This is a genomic window from Thalassoglobus sp. (genome assembly GCF_048270125.1).
GTDB lineage: Bacteria > Planctomycetota > Planctomycetia > Planctomycetales > Planctomycetaceae > Thalassoglobus.
Genome location: NZ_JBLWTN010000001.1, coordinates 509,374 through 529,209, shown reverse-complemented (window position 1 = coordinate 529,209; position 19,836 = coordinate 509,374). Strand labels below are relative to the sequence as shown.

Annotated in this window: 11 protein-coding genes; 9 read left to right on the top strand and 2 right to left on the bottom strand. The window is 50.0% G+C overall.

The window, feature by feature from the left end; genetic code table 11:
• Window positions 1-82: 82 nt before the first annotated feature.
• The 6 genes from ACN0YR_RS01940 (at window position 83) to ACN0YR_RS01915 (ending at window position 8,344) form a co-directional block, all read left to right on the top strand.
• Window positions 83-1,189, top strand: coding sequence for an AAA family ATPase (locus ACN0YR_RS01940; protein ID WP_417847521.1), 1,107 nt, complete (start codon window positions 83-85; stop codon window positions 1,187-1,189).
• A 313-nt stretch (window positions 1,190-1,502) separates the two neighbouring features.
• A complete protein-coding gene (locus ACN0YR_RS01935; protein ID WP_417847520.1) occupies window positions 1,503-3,779 on the top strand; it encodes a DUF5682 family protein in 2,277 nt (758 codons plus the stop codon).
• A complete protein-coding gene (locus ACN0YR_RS01930) occupies window positions 3,776-4,996 on the top strand; it encodes a VWA domain-containing protein (RefSeq protein WP_417847519.1) in 1,221 nt (406 codons plus the stop codon). The genes ACN0YR_RS01935 and ACN0YR_RS01930 overlap by 4 nt, the downstream gene beginning before the upstream one ends.
• 90 nt (window positions 4,997-5,086) lie before the next feature.
• Window positions 5,087-5,614, top strand: a complete 528-nt coding sequence (locus ACN0YR_RS01925) for a DinB family protein (protein WP_417847518.1) — start codon at window positions 5,087-5,089, stop codon at window positions 5,612-5,614.
• Between the two features lie 234 nt (window positions 5,615-5,848).
• Window positions 5,849-6,145, top strand: coding sequence for a hypothetical protein (locus tag ACN0YR_RS01920; protein WP_417847517.1), 297 nt, complete (start codon window positions 5,849-5,851; stop codon window positions 6,143-6,145).
• Window positions 6,146-6,280: 135 nt separating this feature from the next.
• Complete coding sequence (locus ACN0YR_RS01915) at window positions 6,281-8,344, top strand: sodium:solute symporter family transporter (protein ID WP_417847516.1); 2,064 nt, start codon at window positions 6,281-6,283, stop codon at window positions 8,342-8,344.
• A gap of 391 nt (window positions 8,345-8,735) precedes the next feature.
• On the opposite strand, the gene ACN0YR_RS01910 is transcribed toward ACN0YR_RS01915, so the two are convergent.
• Window positions 8,736-10,181 (bottom strand): amidohydrolase, encoded by a 1,446-nt coding sequence (locus tag ACN0YR_RS01910; protein WP_417847515.1) that lies wholly within the window; start codon window positions 10,179-10,181, stop codon window positions 8,736-8,738.
• A 469-nt stretch (window positions 10,182-10,650) separates the two neighbouring features.
• On the opposite strand from ACN0YR_RS01910, the gene ACN0YR_RS01905 reads away from it, so the two are divergent.
• The gene (locus tag ACN0YR_RS01905) at window positions 10,651-14,736 is read left to right on the top strand and encodes a hypothetical protein (RefSeq protein ID WP_417847514.1); all 4,086 of its coding nucleotides are present in this window, start codon (window positions 10,651-10,653) and stop codon (window positions 14,734-14,736) included.
• A gap of 262 nt (window positions 14,737-14,998) precedes the next feature.
• Window positions 14,999-17,470, top strand: coding sequence for a BatA domain-containing protein (locus ACN0YR_RS01900; protein ID WP_417847513.1), 2,472 nt, complete (start codon window positions 14,999-15,001; stop codon window positions 17,468-17,470).
• 210 nt (window positions 17,471-17,680) lie between these two features.
• Here ACN0YR_RS01900 and ACN0YR_RS01895 read toward each other — a convergent pair whose 3' ends face one another.
• Window positions 17,681-18,172 carry a hypothetical protein gene (locus ACN0YR_RS01895; protein ID WP_417847512.1) on the bottom strand — a complete coding sequence of 164 codons (492 nt, stop codon included), beginning with the start codon at window positions 18,170-18,172 and terminating at the stop codon, window positions 17,681-17,683.
• A gap of 364 nt (window positions 18,173-18,536) precedes the next feature.
• Here ACN0YR_RS01895 and ACN0YR_RS01890 point away from each other — a divergent pair, with 364 nt between their 5' ends.
• Window positions 18,537-19,709, top strand: coding sequence for a M24 family metallopeptidase (locus ACN0YR_RS01890; protein WP_417847511.1), 1,173 nt, complete (start codon window positions 18,537-18,539; stop codon window positions 19,707-19,709).
• Window positions 19,710-19,836 lie beyond the last annotated feature (127 nt).

The window sequence follows — 19,836 nt, the reverse complement described above, 5'->3', positions numbered from 1 at the left end:
TAACACTTTTGCACATTCTCAGCCCAACTCAGCCCAATGAGCTCATCTCAACAATTTGTTCTCACTCAATGATCTATTGAAAATGACTCTTTCGAAATCAGCCTCCACGGAAAATCATCTTCGCTTACATGCCGAGCAGCAGTTTGCTCACGAGCTTGAGGCATTATCGAAAGTTGATGAACGTCAGAAGCCGCCGAACTGGAAGCTCTCCCCGTGGGCAGTGAAGTTATATTTGCTGGGAGGGACTCTGGAAGACGGGACAGAGATCACTGCGAAATACATCGGCAAAGAACGGTTGATTGAAATCGCAATTGCGACTTTAGCGACTGATCGAGCACTGTTGCTGTATGGGATTCCGGGGACTGCAAAAAGCTGGGTGAGCGAACACCTCGCCGCTGCGATTTGTGGGTCGTCGACGCTTCTTGTTCAAGGGACAGCCGGGACTGATGAATCGGCGTTACGATACGGATGGAACTACGCGCGCCTGCTTGCGGAAGGACCATCGCCAGCAGCCCTGGTCGAAAGTCCGATGATTGACGCCATGCGAACCGGCCGCATCGCCCGCATCGAAGAAATGACTCGCATCCCCAGCGAAGTGCAGGACGCGCTCATTACGATCCTTTCGGAGAAATCATTACCAGTTCCCGAACTCAACAGTGAAATTCAAGCGGTCAAAGGTTTCAATGTGATCGCTACGGCGAACAATCGAGACAAAGGGGTCAACGAGCTATCGAGCGCCTTGATGCGTCGCTTCAACACCGTGGTTTTGCCAGTTCCCGACTCGTTCGATGATGAGATCCAAATAGTTCAAAGTCGAGCCGACCAACTTGGACGAGCCCTGGAGCTTCCAGCTGAGAAGCCTGCACTGGAAGAGATTCGACGAGTGGTGACGATCTTCCGCGAGCTGCGGAATGGAGTGACAGAAGATGGGAAGACGAAACTGAAAAGCCCCAGCGCGACCCTTTCCACGGCTGAAGCGATCTCTGTGGTCTCCAACGGAATGGCCATGTCGGCTTATTATGGTGATGGAGAAATGAAGGCGGGCGACATGATTTCGGGACTCACCGGAGCGATTGTCAAAGATCCGGTTCAAGATCAACTTGTCTGGCAAGAGTATCTGCAAACAGTCGTCAAAGAACGTGACGACTGGAAAGACCTGTACCGAGCCAGTCGCGACTTCTCGGGGTAACACATAAGAGAGCAAGTCCGAACACTTTGGGAATGGTCGCTTTTCTCCGTGTTTGAGAGAGAAAATCGAGTTTTCAGATCAGTTCTCAAGTGTCTTCATTGCTTGACGTACCGGTGAAGGTCACTTTTATGACATCATAGACTGCACATCCCGAGGCAGAGCATTAAGACCAATGTCGGGTATGCTCCAGATGTAACAATGCCCAAATAAGTCCTTGCCCACCCGTGATTCAGCTCGATGAGAGGGGGGCTGATAGAGTTTCTTATGGCATCTGATCGACTTCGTTCCCGATTGATTATTGAAAGTGCACATCGTGAGTCAGAGCACGGTATTTGGAATTCGACATCATGGGCCGGGATGCGCTCGGAGTGTTCGTGCTGCGCTTGATGAATTGAAACCAGATGTGGTGGCACTTGAGGGGCCTGCCGATGCGGAAATCGCACTTCCGCTGGTCAATCATGATGAGATGATCCCTCCCGTTTCGATGTTGATCTATCCGAAAGATGAACCTCGACGGTCTGTCAGTTTCCCGTTGACCGATTTCTCTCCGGAATGGCAGGTTTTGAAGTGGGCTGGGGAGAATCAGGTTCCGGTCCGGTTGATGGACTTACCGATGTCGCATCGCCTGGCGCTCGATAAGCAGCATGATCAACAGAACGAAAAGAAGGCTGCTGAATCTCCCGAACCAGTTGAGGAGAAGGTCTCCGAGTTTCGCGCTGATCCAATTGCTTTACTGGCAGAGGCAGCTGGCTATGCGGATCATGAACTCTGGTGGGAAGAGCAGATCGAACGTCGCGATGATGCGACCGGGCTCTTTGAGGCCATTCTCGAAGCGATGCAAACGATACGCGAGGAGTACCCGGAAACTCGCGAAAGTGACTTGCTTCGCGAAGCGTTCATGCGCAAGACAATTCGAAAAATCCGCAAAGAAACTGTCGGGCATGTTGCGATTGTTTGCGGTGCCTGGCATGGACCGGTGCTTACAGAAGAAGCCCTCAATGGGAAGATTGACGGTTGCAAAATCAAAGATGATACAGCCCGGCTGAAAGGTTTGCCGAAGCTGAAGACGACGGCCACCTGGATTCCGTGGACACATTCTCGCTTGAGCTACCGCAGCGGCTACGGAGCGGGAGTCGATTCGCCCGGATGGTACTCGCACATCTGGGAGTCTCCACAAGATGCTCCTCTTCGATGGCTGACAAGTGCTGCCCGACTGTTGCGTGAAAAGGATCTCGACGCCTCCTCTGCAAGCGTGATTGAAGCATCGCGGCTTGCCGAAACTCTCGCTGCCCTTCGCGATTTAAGATCGCCGGGGTTAAGGGAATTGAATGAAGCGATCCTGACTGTTTTCTGCCAAGGTGACGACAGCCCGCTCAGGCTGATTCGGAAAAAATTGGAAATCGGCGACAAGCTAGGATCAGTCCCCGATGAAACACCTTCTGTTCCACTCGCAGAGAACCTTGCGAAACTGCAAAAAACGCTGCGAATGAGGCCTTCGACGGAGAAGAAACTTCTGGATCTCGATCTGCGCAAGGAGATCAGTCGAGAGCGAAGCCACCTGCTCCACCGACTCAACATGTTGGAGGTTTCGTGGGGAGTCTGGGAAGAATCGGGCGGCGGCGACTCGACGTTCCATGAAATCTGGCAACTCGAATGGCAACCTGAATTTGCTGTGTCCATAATCGAAGCGAATGTCTGGGGGAATACTGTTGAACTGGCTGCGACCCACCGCACAGTGCAGCGTGGACGCGATGCTCAGAACATTCAAGAACTGACTGAGCTTCTTTATGCTGCCATACTGGCCAACTTGCAATCCGCGATTCCTGAGCTTCTCGACATCATCGGTGTTCAGGCGTCGGTTTCGGCAGATGTTCGTCATCTCATGGATGCTGTACTTCCACTAGCCAGAATCGCTCGTTACAGCGACGTCCGCAAAACAGAAGCAGCGAATGTCTTACCAATTCTCGACGGGATGTTTGATCGGATCCTAGTTGGGCTGGTTTCGGCTTGCCTGGCACTTGACGATTCAGCAGCAGAGACAATGCTCGAAAGCCTGTTGAAGGCTCAGCAAGCGATTGATTTGCTCGGTGACGAAACATTGCAGTCTGACTGGAACATTCAGTTGCGAAAATTGCTTCCCAGCAAAGTGAATGGATTGTTGCGTGGCTGGGCGTGTCGACTGCTTCTGGAAAAAGATGAAATTGAAAAGGAAGAATTTGACCGGCTGACAAGGCTCGAACTTTCGCCAGTAACGGAGACCTCGGTGGCAGCAGCGTGGTTAACCGGCCTTCTCAAAGGAAGCGGACTGCTTCTCGTTCATCAGGAAACACTTTGGTCGATTTTCGACGAATGGCTTCGCCGGCTCAAACCTGAAATCTTTGTTGAAATGCTTCCCGTGTTGCGTCGGGCGTTTAGCGATTTCAGTTCTGCGGAACGACGCCAAATGGGTGAGAAAGTGAAATTCCTCACTGATCGGCAATCGTCGATCGTCGACTCTGGTGAAAACGAAAATGGGGGCGAGATCAACCATGAACGAGCTGCCAAAGTGCTTCCAGTTCTCACAGAGATCATGGGGGGAAATTTGAAATGAGTCAGCCGCAACGATCCTCTGAAGAACATGAACGGCTTAAGCGCTGGCGCTTAGTGCTCGGGGCGGAGTCCGAGTCTGATCCCGGTCAGAGTGTGCCGGGAGGGATAGAAGGTCTGGATGTTCAGTTGGAAGGTGACGAACTGCAAATGGACAAAGTCTTGCAGGCATTGTACGACTCTGACCGGAAATCAGGACTGGGGAAAACGTCGCCCAAGGTCAATCGATGGCTGGGAGATATTCGAACGTACTTCAGTTCTTCAAACGTACGTATGATGCAAAAGGATGCTCTCGAACGGTTGAAACTTCATAAGATGCTGCTGGAGCCGGAAACCCTGGAGCATATCGAAGCGGATGTTCATCTCGTGGGGACGTTGGTTTCACTGAAAGGGATCATCCCACAGAAAACAAAAGAGACCGCCCGCAAGGTGGTTCGAAAAGTCGTCGATGAAATCGAACGCAAGCTCCGCAATCCATTACTTGAGGCGGTTCGCGGAGCGTTGAGCAAAGTGACTCGCTCGCAACGTCCACGTTCGAAAGAGATCGACTGGGACCGCACAATTCGAAAAAACTTACGAAACTATCTCCCCGAACAAAAAGCGATCATTCCAGAGCGGTTGGTTGGGTACGGTCGTAAACAATCTTCTCTGAGAGACATCATTCTTTGCGTCGATCAAAGTGGATCGATGGCGACTTCAGTAGTCTACTCCAGCATCTTTGCTGCTGTATTGGCTTCTATGAGAGCAGTCAGCACGAAGCTTGTTGTCTTCGATACCGAAATTGCTGACTTGACGGAGTTGCTCGAAGATCCAGTCGATGTTCTGTTCGGCGCTCAACTCGGGGGTGGGACGGATATCAATCGGGCGATTGGATATTGCCAGCAGCTTGTTGAACGCCCCGACCAGACGATTATGGTACTCATCACTGACCTCTATGAAGGGGGGGATGTTTATGGGTTACTTGGGCGAGTTGCACGGCTTGTCGCTTCAGGTGTGACTGTTGTATGTCTGTTGTCTCTAAGCGATGATGGGGCTCCAATGTATAACGATCAGTTAGCTGCGAATTTCGCAGAACTCGGTGTCCCAGCGTTTGCGTGTACTCCAGATCTTTTCCCGGATCTGATGGCGAATGCAATTCAAAAACAGGATTTGAATTCCTGGGCAGCGATGAACAATATCGTGGTTCGAGGACAAGAAGAAGTTTTTCACCACGACGAGTAGTCATGCATGTGGTAGACGTGCGGGACTTTGGAACAAGATGCTCGTCGTTATTGGTATTCTCTCATCCCTTTTACAATAAGGAATCATTCAATGGCTCGTTCAACTGGAAACTGTATCGCTGATTCGCTTCAACTCAGTTTGGGATATGCCGAAAGACTTTTGAAAGACATCCCGGCTGAATCGTTCGGTCGCTTTGCAACTGTTGGCGGGGAGACTGTTAACTCCAACCATCCGGCATTTATTCTCGGTCATCTCAGTTTGTACCCGATTCGAATTCTGAGAGAACTCGGACAGGACCCGGCCGATGCAACAACGCCAGAGAACTACGAGGAACTCTTCAGCGACAAAGTCAGTTGTCAGGATGACGTCGACGGAACGCTTTATCCTCCGATGGAAGAGATCAAAGAATATTTCTTCAAGGGCTACGGAGCTGCTTTAGAGAAACTGCGAGCTGCGGACGATGAAATTTTCCTCCAAGACAACCCCGCTGAGGGGCGCCTTAAGGAACTCTTCCCATCGATCGGATCGATGCACGCCTTTTATGTCGGTGGGCATGTTATGGTGCATCTCGGACAATTGAGTGCATGGCGTCGTATGCAGGGGATGGGACCTGCATAGCGGGAGCAGGCACATTCGCCGACTGGTACGTACTGCCAGGTTGCCAGGATAAAATATTGCTGAATAGAGATTCCCGAGAGTTCGGAACTTTCGGGAATCTCTTATTTTAAGGGGGGACGGCCCTGCAGTCTGCTCACGATGTTCATCGTTTTTTTGGATCACGGTTGATTCAAATGAGTCAGTCGGATACCACATGAAAATCTAATCAATGCCGACTGATGGAAATTACCTGCGATGAGTTCTTCGAACGCCGATCCTGTCTACGTCCATTCAAAAAATGAAGCCTATCTAATTTTGATTGTTTGGGGGCTCAGCTTTGCCTGGACAGTACCTTACTGCTACTTCACCGGATACCAGACGACTAACGAGAACTGGGAGTTGACGCTGACGATGGGGATCCCTTCCTGGATCTTTTGGGGCGTTGCATTCCCCTGGTGCGTCTCTGGTCTGTTGTCGATTTTGATCTGTCTCTTCTTCATCAAGGATGATGATCTCGGTCAAGCCGACGACGAACTTCCGCTCGATGAATAATTCACATCATCTGATTCGCCCTGACAAAATCTGAATAAGCAATTGGAATCGCTGCGAACAACAATGATTCCTGAACTCTTGTTCTTATTTTTAAATTCTTCTCTCCACCCCGCCCTGCCTTTCGGGAAATACTCAATGTCTTCGATATCCAATTTTCAGATCCTCGCCGTCAACGCTTCCGATGCTGCGATCTGGACGTTTGTGGTTTATACGCTTCTTGTTTTTGTCATTGCCGGCTTTGCAAATAATCTTCTCAAAGGGCGAAGTTTTCTAAGTGAATATTTTCTGGGAAGTCGCGGGTTGGGAGTTTGGGCATTCGCTTTAACATTTGCTGCAACGAGTGCTTCGGGGGGAAGCTTCACTGGGTTTCCTGCCAAAATTTACACTCATGGTTGGATTCTGGCACTCTGGATCGCCAGTTACATGGTCTATCCGTTATGCACGATGGGACTGTTAGGGAAACGTGTGAACCAGGTCGCTCGGAAAAGTGGAGCGATTACGATTCCGGACGTTTTACGAGATCGTTTTGACAGCCGCAGCTTCGGTTTGGTTGCAACGCTCTTGATCGTCTTTTTTCTCTCGTTCAATCTCATTGCACAGTTCAAAGCTGGAAGTGTGATTCTGCAAACGCTGATTCAGGATGTCGACGCTTTTAAGGGCTTGAGCGGATTCGTGGGGAGTTCGGTGAGTGGGATGGATTTCTTCTCGGAGGTCGATCCCGGATATTTTACTTGCCTGGTTCTCTTCGGTGTTCTCGTCATCGTGTATACCACGTACGGCGGGTTCCATGCAGTTGTTTGGACGGATGTCATGCAAGGGGTCGTCATGATCGCTGGCGTTGCCATCATGCTGCCGTTAACTCTCTCACAAGTTGGTGGACTCAGGTCGGGAACCGAGCAAATGGCGAGGATGGTTCCGCCACGAATCGGAACTGCTTCAATCGAATTGGCTGCTGCCACTGATTCATCGAGAGCGCTCACGAACATCTGGATCGCGCAAACCAATACAGACGACATTCGGCAGGTTTATCGGCTCAGCGGATCGATTGCCATTCCAGCTGGAGAGAGAATTATTGACGACATTCCCGTCGTGGAAATTCGGACTCCCGAAGAGATCGAAAGGTTGTGGGAGAAATTTTTCTCCGACTTGCCAGAGAGTGCGTGGCATCAAATTGGCCCATCAGAGGCGAATATCCGACAAACAGCTGTTGAGGGAAATTCCGTTTTGGGAGCAACAGAATCTGGACTCGGTATCATCTGTACGTTCGGAGAGTTTCAAGACTATCAATATGGGGCCGATCGGACTGGTCACTATGTATCCGGTCCTGCTCCAATGCCACCGAAATCTGAGCAGGATGATGGTCCCACCGATGCAGAAGTTGCTGCCGCCGCCGGATTCCTCCCACTTGGTATGGCGATTTCCTTCTTCTTCATGTGGGCGATTTCAGGAACCGGACAGCCGCAGTACATGGTTCGGTTGATGGCGTTCAAAGATTCGAAAACGCTTCGTCGAGCGATTATTACCGTGACGATTTATTACGGACTCATCTACTTTCCGTTGGTTGTCATCTTCTGTTATTCACGAATTCTTCTGCCCGGGATGGAGAATGAAGCGGACCGAATTATGCCTGCAATGGCGGTCACTCTTACAGAGAATGCGGGTTATGGCTGGTTGGCAGGACTCCTTATCGCAGCTCCGTTTGCTGCAGTGATGTCGACTGTCGATAGTTTTCTGCTTGTGATTTCATCTGCACTTGTTCGAGATGTCTATCAACGAAATATCAGCCCCAATGCGAGCGAGACAACCATCAAGCGTCTCTGCTATCTGACTACGCTTGTGATCGGAACGATTGCCCTTGTCTGCGCCATCAATCCTCCTGCATATTTACAGGACATCATCGTCTACGTCGGTTCAGGGTTGGCGGCCTGTTTCCTGTTCCCGGTCGTAGCTCTACTATTCTGGAAGCGATCGAATACTGCTGGTTGCCTGGGAAGTATGCTGGTTGGTTTCGCGACACACCTGTTCATGCACGTTCTCAGCTGGTGGCGAGGTGGTGAGTTTACTGATCCGGTCAACCTCTTCGGATTTTCACCAGTAGTCGTTGCACTGGCGACGTCTCTCATTGCAGTGCTTGTGATTACTCCGATTACCCCGAAACCTCCTGAACACCTCGTGAAGAAATACTTCGAGAAAGAATAGAGCATCTTTCGAATTGGTGTACAGGTTCTGTCTCGGGGCGAGCAGCAGTTTTATTGATGAAACGCGGTCTTCACGGGCACACGGTCAAGCAAACTGCTTTGAGCCACTTATCGGTACAGGAATGACACCTCACAGCAGGCAAGTCATTAGCTCGTTGACTTGCCTGCAGACTGTTACCTAACCTGCCAAATCAGGTTGGGTAAATCCGTAGTGGCAGCGTATTTTCTGTCAGGCAACGTTCTACTTTACTGGTATCAGTTCAGCAGTGGCGCGTGTGGACTGCAGACTCAAGTCGGTTCAGTCAAGACCGTTCAGTAAAGAACCAGAGTAGAGTTTCTGCTTCGCAGTACGCATCTGCCAACTCTCATTGAGAAGTATCTCATCGGTGAGATCATTTTGGCGAACTGGTGCGGTCTCGGTAGTTGAGTGGAGGGAGTTGATCAGGGGCGACGAGAGGTTTGTATTTTCGCTCTCCGAGGCGTCTTTGCAGTTCCTCATTAGCTTGTTGCACGATCTCGGGAGAGTGAAAGAGGTCGTAAGCCGTCGCTGCCAGAGTTCGGGCGGCGAGCGTCATTCCATACTTGGCAATTGGAGTGTTGCCACAGGCAACAGCTTGCCAGGAGTGACCGGGAGTCCCCGGGACCCAACAGGCTGCGTTAAATCCGGTTGTCGGAACAACCCAGGAAACGTCACCCACATCTGTCGACCCTTGTCCCGTTTCACCACGTGTATTGACTACGATTTGAATTGAATCCAATGATCTCGGGGCAGACATGGTCTCCTGAAGTTTGATTGCGAACTTGATGTCTTCATCGGTGTACTTCAGGTTGTTTAATTCCTTGAGGTTTCTTCGTGTCACTTCGGAAAGAGCGTTATTCGGCATGATCTCGACGATGCCACCTTCGTTGCGAATTTCGAGCCGTGTTTCTGTGGCCAGTGCTCCTGCTTCGGCACACTTCACGACACGTTCGTAGATGTCCCGTACGACATCTGAACTCGGGTGCCGAACATAGTAATAGACTTCCGCGAAGTTTGGCACAATGTTTGGAGCGTCTCCGCCAGAGGTAATGACATAGTGGATGCGAGTTCCGTCAGGAACATGTTCTCGTAGCAGCTGAGTGCCGAAGTTTGTGAGCTCAACGGCATCAAGTGCCGAGCGGCCTTGGTCAGGAGCAGCGGCTGCATGAGAACTCGTTCCATGGAACCGGAATTTGACGGCGATTCGGGCGAGTGATGATCGGTCGCCAGCTGCGTTTCGGCTACTCGGGTGCCAATGCAAGGCAAGGTCGACATCATCGAACAGTCCAGCTCGGACGAGAAACACTTTCGCGCTTCCACCTTCTTCCGCCGGGCATCCATAATAACGGAGCGTTCCTTTGATGTGACCTGCCTGAATTTGCTTCGCCAAAGAGATCGCGGCTGATGCAGAGGCGACACCAAACAGGTGATGTCCGCAGCCGTGTCCGTAGTATTTTTCGTTGGGTTGATCCTGATATGGGACAGCGTTTTGTGCCAGTCCCGGAAGAGCATCATATTCACCAAGAATAGCAATAACAGGTTTTCCTTCACCGATCGTCGCGGTGAAAGCTGTGGGGATTTCTCCAACTCCGTGCTGAATTGTGAACCCCTCAGCTTCGAGCCAGTCGGCAAGCAACTTCGACGATTTCTCTTCCTTGTAACCAGGTTCTGCCCACTCCCAGATTTGCTGTGCATTCTCCCATGCGGTCGGTTCTAAAGCCTCGACCGAGGAGAGGACATCTTTTTTATTTTGAGCGAGAACCGGCTGTGCCAATAATGAAAAGAACATCAAGATGGCAGCGTAACGAAGAGAGATCATTTTGAATCCTGCATTTCTGTCTATGATCAGTGTCAGCAGCTTCTCATTTCAGAGGTCGCTGATGAAGACTGGAGACCCTCGACCGATTCAGCGGAACTGCTAATCTACGAGTCGAATCCGAAAGAGAATACAGTTTCTCCGTCAGAATACGCAACGATCTTCGTGAAAGTGATGATAAAGTGAAATTCGTTGCGGTTCGTTCAGGATTGGCACTTACACGGAGCATGATTCTCCGTCAGAATAGATCAGTTGTACGTCACGCGGAAGCCTCTTTTTTCTAAGTGATCGTGCAGAACGAGACAGCTTTCAGGGGGAGGTCGCCTGCCCCTGTCTTGCTGTCTCGATTTTGTTTAAGATCACCATCTCTACTGCGGATACTATCACCAACAAATAAGACAGGTTGTTCGATTCCCTGAACTCCCTGCGAAGATAAAGCGACCTCGATCCTTCGCTGATTGAGGAATACCCCATGGCAGAACGGAAGAAAAACAAGTCCACGAAAAATATCCCGGCTCTCGATCTCTCTTCGGACGGGATGCGAGAAGCGTTGGGGTATCTCAATTTTAGTAGTGGAACCTCTGATCCCTCTTTTCTGAAAAGCTTAAACTCGATTTGGAGTCAGCTTTCGAATCAGAAGAGCTACGTTGAACAATTGAAGGATGCCCTGCTCAGCAACCTGAAAGAGATTCCAGAAGTCGAAAGTGCCTTTTCCGATACAACTCAGGCTGAGAGCGTCATCACCCTTGGGGTCGATGGTGTTTTCCCGGCCTACCTGGAGTATCACCGCGATTTGCTTTTTCACGTTGAAGCCGAAGAGCTGGAGAATCCATTCTTTCTGGGGAAAATTTTCGAATCGGTTCTGGCTCAGGGCGGTCCATGGAATGAGACGGATCGAATTGTTGAGTTCTCTTTGGCGACGCTGAATGACTTTGTCGGCTACCGCCCGATCGCTGTGCTGGAAAACGGTCGCAAGATGGAGATCTACGCTCACGAACGTCATCGTCCTTTGCCGCTATATTATCCAGAAGCAGGTGTCGCCCAGGGACGGTATGAAGAGCTGATCTCTCATTCCATTCAGTTTCTGAAAGATGCTCCACAGGATCTGCTGGAAGAAGCATATTTCTCTTTGGATCAGCTTGAAGAACTTTCTTGTGATCTGCGGGCTTATGATCACGTCAATCCTGCCTTTAAACGCACAAACTATATGTTTGGGGAATGGGATCCACATCGGATCGATTCCAAAGGGAACTATCGCCGTTTTGTTATTCGGCAGATTGTTCTCGATTCGCTGCTGGAATGGGTGAACGGGAAACATAGCAAGACTGCCAGAAAAGAGCGGTTGTTTGATGCGGCTGCCGCTTTGTGTGGCACGATGATTATGGCCTCTTCGATCAGTGGTGCAGGACCGGGAACGCACGACTCGACGATTTCATTAACGACGCTGCTGCCGATTGTGGCTCGTCGTCGGGATGAATTCTATGCGCGAATTATGTCGAACGCGACCGGTGCGAGAGCGAAACGATTGCACGACGAAGCTCAGAAAACGCAACAGCCATTCGGCCACATTCGACAGTTCCTCAATATGCAACTCGCAGGGTACGGAGCACGGCAGGTGCAGCACCGGGAACTGGCTCACCTTTACGCTGCGATGGGTTACGCTGAGGCCAGCCGGACACAGGCCAATGCTATTCCGGCCTGTTCAATTCGTATCGAATCTGAAATCGAATGTTCGGTTGCTTCAATTCATCAGTCGCTGGACGACAATGAAGTTGAGCCGGCTGTTGCAATTCTCCGGGAGCTTCCCAGGCTTGTCACTCGCGGGATCGAATGCGGAGCTTTGGTCGACCCGTGGAACATCCTTGGTTTTCAGGGGCAGTATCCACTGTTCTCTGCTCGTGAAGATGCCATTCCTGATACACGTATCGAGACGTTGCTCGGCTTAATGGAATCGTCGTTCAATGCCTTTTCAAGAACATTAAGTGAGACCGGGGCGAAAGGTCTCGATCAGCTTCGTGAAGAAGTGAGTGTCATCTATCAGGGTTTCGCAGATTGGTGGGACCGGTTTGGAAGTGATGTCATCGAAGATCTTCCTGATGTGGATGGTCACGAGAGTTGGGAATCTGCGACGCATGTCTCGGAGATTATGAGTGAGTGGAGGAAAGCGGGCGAAGCTTCCGGTGATATTTCATTTTGGCGAGATCGCGTCGAGAAATTTCAGTCTGCGCAGTCATATGCCCTCGTTGTCGATGCACTGCTCAGTAAAGAAGACAAAGTCGCTTCGATGGGACTGCTGATGCAATGGTTGAGTCAGTTGGATGAGGTCGGATTTGAATGCCCTCAGCATTCAGTCTTCTCGTTGCTGATTCGTTGGATGAAGCTTGCCACAAGTCAGCGTTCCGACGAGAGCACATTCGAACAGCAAGCCACAGCTATTCGTCGCATGTTTGCATTCCTCGAAGCGAATGCCGAAGACTGGTGGGCCGTGCCGGTTCTCGGAAATGGATTCGATGAAAGCGATAGCCTTCCACCAACCGATCTTCTCTTCGGTGGCGAGTTCGATGAAGAGAATGATCTCGAAGAGGAAGAAGGCGAAGATGACATTTTCAGTGCCGCGTACGATGAAATGGTCTTTCGCGATAGCGCCGAGGATGGAAATTGGGGCGACACCGTTGAAGGAAACACAGGATTTCAGAACGGTGAATTCGAATCTCTCAATCGTGAGCTTGAGCCACGGCTCAAGTTTCTGAATGCTGTTGGTCAGCTTTGGCAAATGGCAGCTGCTTCCTTTGCCGGAGAGATGTTTAAGAATCAAGGGGAACAGGTTCTCGATGCACAAATGGTAGACGCTATCGTCGGTTGGCATCGTCAGTCTCAACGCTGGCAGATCGATTTAGCGGAACTGATGGAGAATGTCTGGGATCGTGAACTCTCCGAGCCATTTGGTGACCACGATGGGAATGTGGAATATGATGTTCAGTTGCAGGTTAAGTTTTATCTTCTGCACCAAATCATCAGTACACTAATCTGTCTGCAAAATTCAGAGCGACTTCTGAACGGGATCATTCCTGACGATGTCACGATCCCGCGTGGAAGCGAACAAGATCGACGATTGGCGAAAATCTATCGGTCGGTCGTACAGCGTGATATTGAAGGTGTGCGCGAGTTGCTTCCGGGACTTCTGTCGCGGCTTTCTCGTAATCCGTTATTGTATGTTCCCTTCGAAAATGGAGGAGAGCCGGGACAGATATTGCGAACTCAGGCGCTGCAGTCGGTGATTCGATTCCTGCTTCGCGAACTCCCACAAATGGGGATGCTGCGCGAGACTTGGCATCTGCTCTATACCGCGTTTCGAATGGAACGCAAATGGCGTCCTAAAGGTCAGGCAATTACAGAGTTTGATCGACTGTTCTCGATTGCGCTCAAGAGTTCACTTGATTCACTTGTGAAAAGTGTTCGCAGTTGGTCCAAAACCGAGATCGATACGGAAGATCTCATCGATGCTCTGAGTAAGGTTCTTGACCCATATCAATGGCTTTGGTCCGAGCACAGTCGGACGATGCGTATCTCCGCAGTCGATGGGATGCGAAAGGACTCCGAATGGGAGGAACTGACGCAATTCATTCAAAATTACGGAGGAGATTTATTCCACGCCAGTCAATTGACATTGGGCAACGTTCGATCGATTTTGCATCACGGAGTCGATTGGTTCCTCGACTACCTTGAAGAAGAGCAAGATCCGATTCACCCGATCAAATTGCTCGGTGACCTCGACAGCGGAAAGTTTGAAAGATCCGACGCCGAGTGGGCACTCGAACAAGTCTACTCAATTGTTGTGGATCGTTTCGATCGTTTCCTGGAATACAACACGACCACCACTCAGTCCGATTATGGCGAGATGATTTACTGTCTGTTTGAATTCCTCCGCCTCGAAGCCAGCTACGACCGCGATGCATGGAATCTCACCCCCTTGACTCTGGTTCATGAAGTTCTCGTTCGTAATTCCTTACTCGACGCGGCCGACATTTGGGAATCGACGTTTGAAATGCAAACTTCGGACTTGGCAGATCAGCATTTGCGAGATTTGCGGCGTTTACAGAAACGCTACGGGATGAGAATGCCGACAATTACTGATCATCTCCGTGAGCGTTTCGTGAAGCCGTTGGCTGTCAATCGAATGCTCTCGCTTGTCGAAAAAGCCGTTCAGGATTCGAAGACACAACACATCAACTCCGAATCGTTCGAAATGCTCTCGGAAGAAGTCGACGATTATCTCGATGATTCGTGGGGATCGGGTGTCGATCTTCCCGATTGGCTACGTGCATTGGAACGTGAAGTGACTGAAGCTTCGCAACCTGATGAAGGAGGTCGACCAGCCGCTGAAGCCGATCTGGATGTTCCAAGCGTTCCGATCTCCCGAACCGATTTTCAAAAACAGGTCTTGAACTGGAAAGAGGGACTCGGTAAACGGAACCGCAGCCGCACTCGAAAGAAAGATACAGAACTCAAATCAGAAGATCCTGGAGCAAATGAGACAGAGAACCCAAACGAAGAATGAGATTGATTCGTAGTGACGGTGACGGATTCGAAACCCCGGTGCAAAGACTCGGGTTTTGTTGGAGAATCAACACGAATGTTGCTGCATTACGAGAAGAAAGAGTGAGGATTGCGACAAGCCTGACTATACATACAAGACTAGAGCAGCTTGCTCGACCATGTGCCCGTGAAGAACGCGTTTCACCAGCGAAACAGCGGTTCGCCACGAGGCAGGACGCGAACATCAATTCGAAAAATGCTATAGGTAGCTCCAGAACAATAGTATGACGTTTCTGAACTCCTCGATTTTGATTGGGCTTGCCTTTGCGTCTGTCCCTGTCATTTTGCATTTCCTGATGAAACAGAAGCCCAAAAGGCTGCTGTTTCCCGCACTGCAGTTGATTGTGCAACGTAAACGTCAAAGCGTTCGCCGGATGCGATTGAAGCATTTCTGGCTGTTGCTGCTGCGTGTTCTTGTTCTCATCATCATTGTGCTGGCGATCGCACGGCCGTCGTTACCACCGGCGAATTATCGTTTGTCGGGAATGGAAATCGGCATCTTGTGTGCGGTGTGCGTGATCGGCATTGGTTCCTATCTCTTTTTCTTACATCGTCTTCGGCAAGAGCTTCAGCCGAAATTTCAACAGGAAGAACGTCAGTCAAAACTTCGAAACATGACGACAGTCAGCACTCTTTTGGCGATCGCTGCTTTTGTCGGCTTTCCCTATCAACAGCGCATTTCAGGTGAACTGACAAACCCACGTCCTGTTCAGGATATTAACCTTCCTGTTGCGGGAATTATGTTGTTCGACACCAGTCTGAGTATGTCGTATTTACAGGAAGGAAAAACGGCTCTCGATCAGGCACGAGATATTGCGAAAAAACATCTCCAGTCGTTACCGGTCGGCAGCCGAATCGCCATTGCCGACAGTTCTAATGACAATCCGATTCTTTTCCAGTCGACAATGCTTTCCGCACAATCTCGATTAGACAGCTTGGAAGTCCAGACTGTCTCGTTGCCGTTGGATGAACGACTCCAACTCGCATTGAAATCTCACGAAGATGACAGAACGCGAACACTCTCTGACCAATCAAACGTTCAAACGGATGCTCGCAAGGATCGGTACATCCGCCGAGTTTACGTCTTTACAGACCTTGCGAAGTCCGCTTGGAAAACTCGAACTTCAGATTTGCTCAAAGGGCAGATTCAGGATGCGACTGGAACAAATTTGTATCTGGTCGATGTGGGACAGGAAGATCCTCAAAACATCGCGATCACTGATGTGGAGCTTTCCCGAGAACGGATTCCGGTTGGGGGAGATTTAATCGTCTCGACGACGCTCTCTGCAACGGGGAAAGATGTCCCAGAGCAAACCGTTGAGTTGCGTCTGCAAAATTCTCAAAACCAATCTTCGAAGGTTGGGCAAATCAGTTCTCCAATTGACGCGGGAATCCCGGTTCAACTTTCGTTCTCTCCTCTGAGTGATCTTCAAAATCGGTCGTTGCATGGAGAAGTTCGACTGGCGACCAGCGATCCGCTTGCGTTCGATAACGTTCGCTATTTTTCTGCCGAAGTGATTCCCGCACCGAAAGTTCTTGTGGTGGGGCCAGAGTACGACGACGTCAACGAGTGGATACTGGCGCTGGCTCCACACGATGGTCTCGACGCTGGCAAAAACAAATTTGTTCCGGAGTATGTTCCCATCGGGCAATTGAAGGATCAGCAACTCTCCGAATATACAGCGGTCACTCTCATCAACTGTCCAGGGAGAAGCCTCAGCGATGATCTCTGGTTTCAAATTGGGAAGTACGTTGAAAATGGTGGCGGACTGATTGTGATTCTGGGAGATACTGATCTGAAATTGAACCCTTCTTACTACAACCGGGCACGTGCTCAGGTGTTTCTTCCTGCCAGTCTCGATGTCTACCAGTCGAAGAATCTGCGTACTGGCTGGCGAATGAGTATCGATAAACGGAGCCATCCGATGTTCTGGAAGTTTCGTCAGTACGAGAACTTTGGCACATTTTCGACGATGGAAAACCTCGTGAGAATTGATCGATTCTGGAAGGTGGACCCGGCTGAGGGTTCAAACGTTTTGGCCACCTATACGAATGAAGAGAGATCCCCAGCACTGGTTGAAAGAACCTATGGTCGTGGTCGAACGGTGATGCTCACCACTGATGCGAGTAATCCTGAAACTCGCGATGGCTGGTCGACTTTGGCCAGTTTGAACACTTCAACAATGTTTCTCATGTTTGTTCAGCAGGTGACAGAATACGTCTCACGCTTTACAGATGTGGAACACAACTACCTTGCAGGACAAATTCCGGTTGTCCCTCTCGAGCCAAAAGATCGAGACCGGACGATCTTTCTCCGGGAACCCGGACTCACACAGTCTCGTTCAACTCTCGCGGCTGCAGCTCCTTCAATTGTGTTGAAGCCGACTAGTGAAGTGGGGCATTATGACTTGTATGAACAAGGTTCACGCGTTTCGTTGCGGGGATTCAGTGTGAATCCTGCTTCCTCTGAAAGCGATTTGACGCGTCTGACCGACTCTGAGTTGGACGAACGCTTCGGAGAAGAAAAATACGAAGTCGCCAGAAATATCGAAGAACTCAAAGACAATATTAATGCTGCCGATATCGGCCAAGAAGTTTTTCCGATGTTGCTAATGCTGGTCGTTGTGATCTTCATCGGAGAGCACATCGTTGCGAATCGCTTTTATTCCAACCAAGACCAAACCGCCGATCTCTAGAGCAGTTTGCTCTACCGTGTGCCCGTGAAGAACGCATTTCTCCAGTAAAAATGCTGTTCGCCACGAGGCAGATCCTGCAAACCAATTCGAAAGATGCTCTAAAGCAAATCTAAAATTCGTCTTAACCGTTCTGTCTCGTGACATCAGCGAATGGGCTTGTGAACTTCATTAACGAGACTGCTCTGATCGCGGAAAATTATCGACTGCACGCTACTTTCGTTTCGTTGGATATGCAGGAGCAAGTCGGTTTTCGAGTTGACTAATTTCTTGCAGCCGGTTTGCCGCTTCGTTGAGATGTTCTTCATCTGAATTTGTACGCAGTATTCGATATTTTCTTTTTGTAATCGCGTTTAAGAACTCAGTGATTCTGGAATTCATGTCGCTCAGAAACTGTGTAAGATCAGCTGGCGCAAGGTTAGTACGATTGAGTGTCGTTGATTCAGATGTCCTTGTTCGCACCAAGCGTGCGAGTGTATGACCTTGCGTGCGAAACAATGCTCCATCTTTGTAAGCTCGTAGTAACAGATTGTGCGAATCGTAGTGGAAGCAGGGATCTGGACCAAAATAGAGGGATAGCCGATTGTCTTTGCGAATCCCCAGCACAATTGGCGAGTCCTCGTGTGTGAGTTCCAGCTCCCATTTTTTTGTCGCGGAGCGGAATTCTTCGTAAAGATCCTCTCGATCTGCTTCGGTACGCGCCATAGTCTTTGAGCATTCGAAAAAATGGTTTGAAAATGTTTAACAGGTGTGAGATTTCATACCTTTTACTGGTTTGTCCTGCCTTGCGATGGTATTCTCAAGACATATCAAGTCCAGTTCATGCGAACGTCGTATTATTCAAAATCCAATCGGAATCGCGTTTGCAAATTCAGCTGTAAGGATTTAGAGCATCTTTCGAGTTGGTTTGCAGGTTCTGCCTCGTGGCGAACAGCATTTTTATTAGAGAAATGCGTTCTTCACGGGCACGTGGTAGAGCAAACTGCTCAAGAAGCTGATCCAGAAGTTTGGGTTTTGTTTCTTAAGTAGTGAGGCAGTCCTGATCACAGTTGTTACGCATAGGTGTTCAATGTCTTCGACCGCGTTATCGCCGGATCATCCAGTCTCATCGGGAGAGATTCAAGCTATAGACATTGGACGCGTAGAAGAAATCGAGCGAAAACACGCCTTGCTGGTTGAGTATCTCCGTCTCAATAACTTTGATGCACTTCTGATTCAACACCCTGCAAATTATGCCTGGTTGACCGCTGGAGGAACCAACCTTCGTGAAGCTGGTGGTGAACCGATCGCTGCAATTCTGGTAACCGCGGAAGCTCGCGTTGTTTTGTGTAACAATGTCGATTCCGGCCAGATTTTCGATCTCGATTTGATGGGGTTGGGATTCTTGCTGAAAGAACGACCTTGGACAGAAGACCGTCTCGTCCTGCTGAATGATGTCTGTCGCGGGCGCCGGACCGCCTGTGATATCGAGTTTCCGGAGACCATCAACGTCTCGAAAAATTTACAGCCGTTCCGCATGCACCTGGCTGAAGAAGAATTAAAGCGGCTTCGCGAATTGGGAATGGAAGTCTCGCATTCACTCGAAGCAACGGGACGGAATTTTTTCCCGGGAGCAAGTGAAGCAGAAATCGCAGGGCATCTGGCTCATCGATTGATGAAAAACAAAATTCAACCGGTGCAGATTCAGGTGATGGCAGACGGGCAAGGCTGGCGTTATCGCCACTGGGGATATGGTGAAGATCGCGTTGAGCGTCACTGTGTCATTTCCGTGATTGGTCGCCGACATGGACTTCATGTTGGAGCGAGTCGGACAGTTTGCATGGGAGCGCCGTCGACGGAACTGGAAAGAGTTCATGAAATCGCCACGCTTGTCCAATCAACTGGCATCTACTTCTCGCGCCCCGGATGGGAATTCGACGAAACCTGGCGACGTGTTGCGAGGATTTACGAAAAGTTCGGCGTTCCGGACGAATGGAGATCAGCGGAGCAGGCGCAACTCATGGGGTATCAATCCAACGAACGAAATCTCGTACCAGGGTTTGGGCTGAAACTTGAGCGGGGACACATCGTGCATTGGCATCCGTCCGTACGCTCGTCAAAAGTGGGAGACAGTTTCCTGATTACTGAGACAGGCATCGAGAACCTCACCCCGGTTGAAAACTGGCCCGTGATCAGCGTGAGCGTGAAAGGTTCCAAAGTGGACCGACCGGGAATTCTAATTCGCAAAGACTCCACTCAATAGCGGTTTCATCTCGGAGTATCAGTAATTCTTGAAGTCATGAAAGCGAGCTTCACAGGCAAGGCAAGCATCTAGAGCAGTTTGCTCTACCGTGTGCCCGTGAAGAACGCATTTCTCTAGGAAGAATGCT

Excerpts from the sequence above, each read along its gene's own strand:
- ACN0YR_RS01940 (WP_417847521.1), top strand. The coding sequence starts at position 83 with ATGACTCTTTCGAAATCAGCCTCCACGGAAAATCATCTTCGCTTACAT.
- ACN0YR_RS01930 (WP_417847519.1), top strand. The coding sequence starts at position 3,776 with ATGAGTCAGCCGCAACGATCCTCTGAAGAACATGAACGGCTTAAGCGC.
- ACN0YR_RS01925 (WP_417847518.1), top strand. The coding sequence starts at position 5,087 with ATGGCTCGTTCAACTGGAAACTGTATCGCTGATTCGCTTCAACTCAGT.
- ACN0YR_RS01920 (WP_417847517.1), top strand. The coding sequence starts at position 5,849 with ATGAGTTCTTCGAACGCCGATCCTGTCTACGTCCATTCAAAAAATGAA.
- ACN0YR_RS01915 (WP_417847516.1), top strand. The coding sequence starts at position 6,281 with ATGTCTTCGATATCCAATTTTCAGATCCTCGCCGTCAACGCTTCCGAT.
- ACN0YR_RS01910 (WP_417847515.1), bottom strand. The coding sequence starts at position 10,181 with ATGATCTCTCTTCGTTACGCTGCCATCTTGATGTTCTTTTCATTATTG.
- ACN0YR_RS01905 (WP_417847514.1), top strand. The coding sequence starts at position 10,651 with ATGGCAGAACGGAAGAAAAACAAGTCCACGAAAAATATCCCGGCTCTC.
- ACN0YR_RS01900 (WP_417847513.1), top strand. The coding sequence starts at position 14,999 with ATGACGTTTCTGAACTCCTCGATTTTGATTGGGCTTGCCTTTGCGTCT.
- ACN0YR_RS01895 (WP_417847512.1), bottom strand. The coding sequence starts at position 18,172 with ATGGCGCGTACCGAAGCAGATCGAGAGGATCTTTACGAAGAATTCCGC.
- ACN0YR_RS01890 (WP_417847511.1), top strand. The coding sequence starts at position 18,537 with ATGTCTTCGACCGCGTTATCGCCGGATCATCCAGTCTCATCGGGAGAG.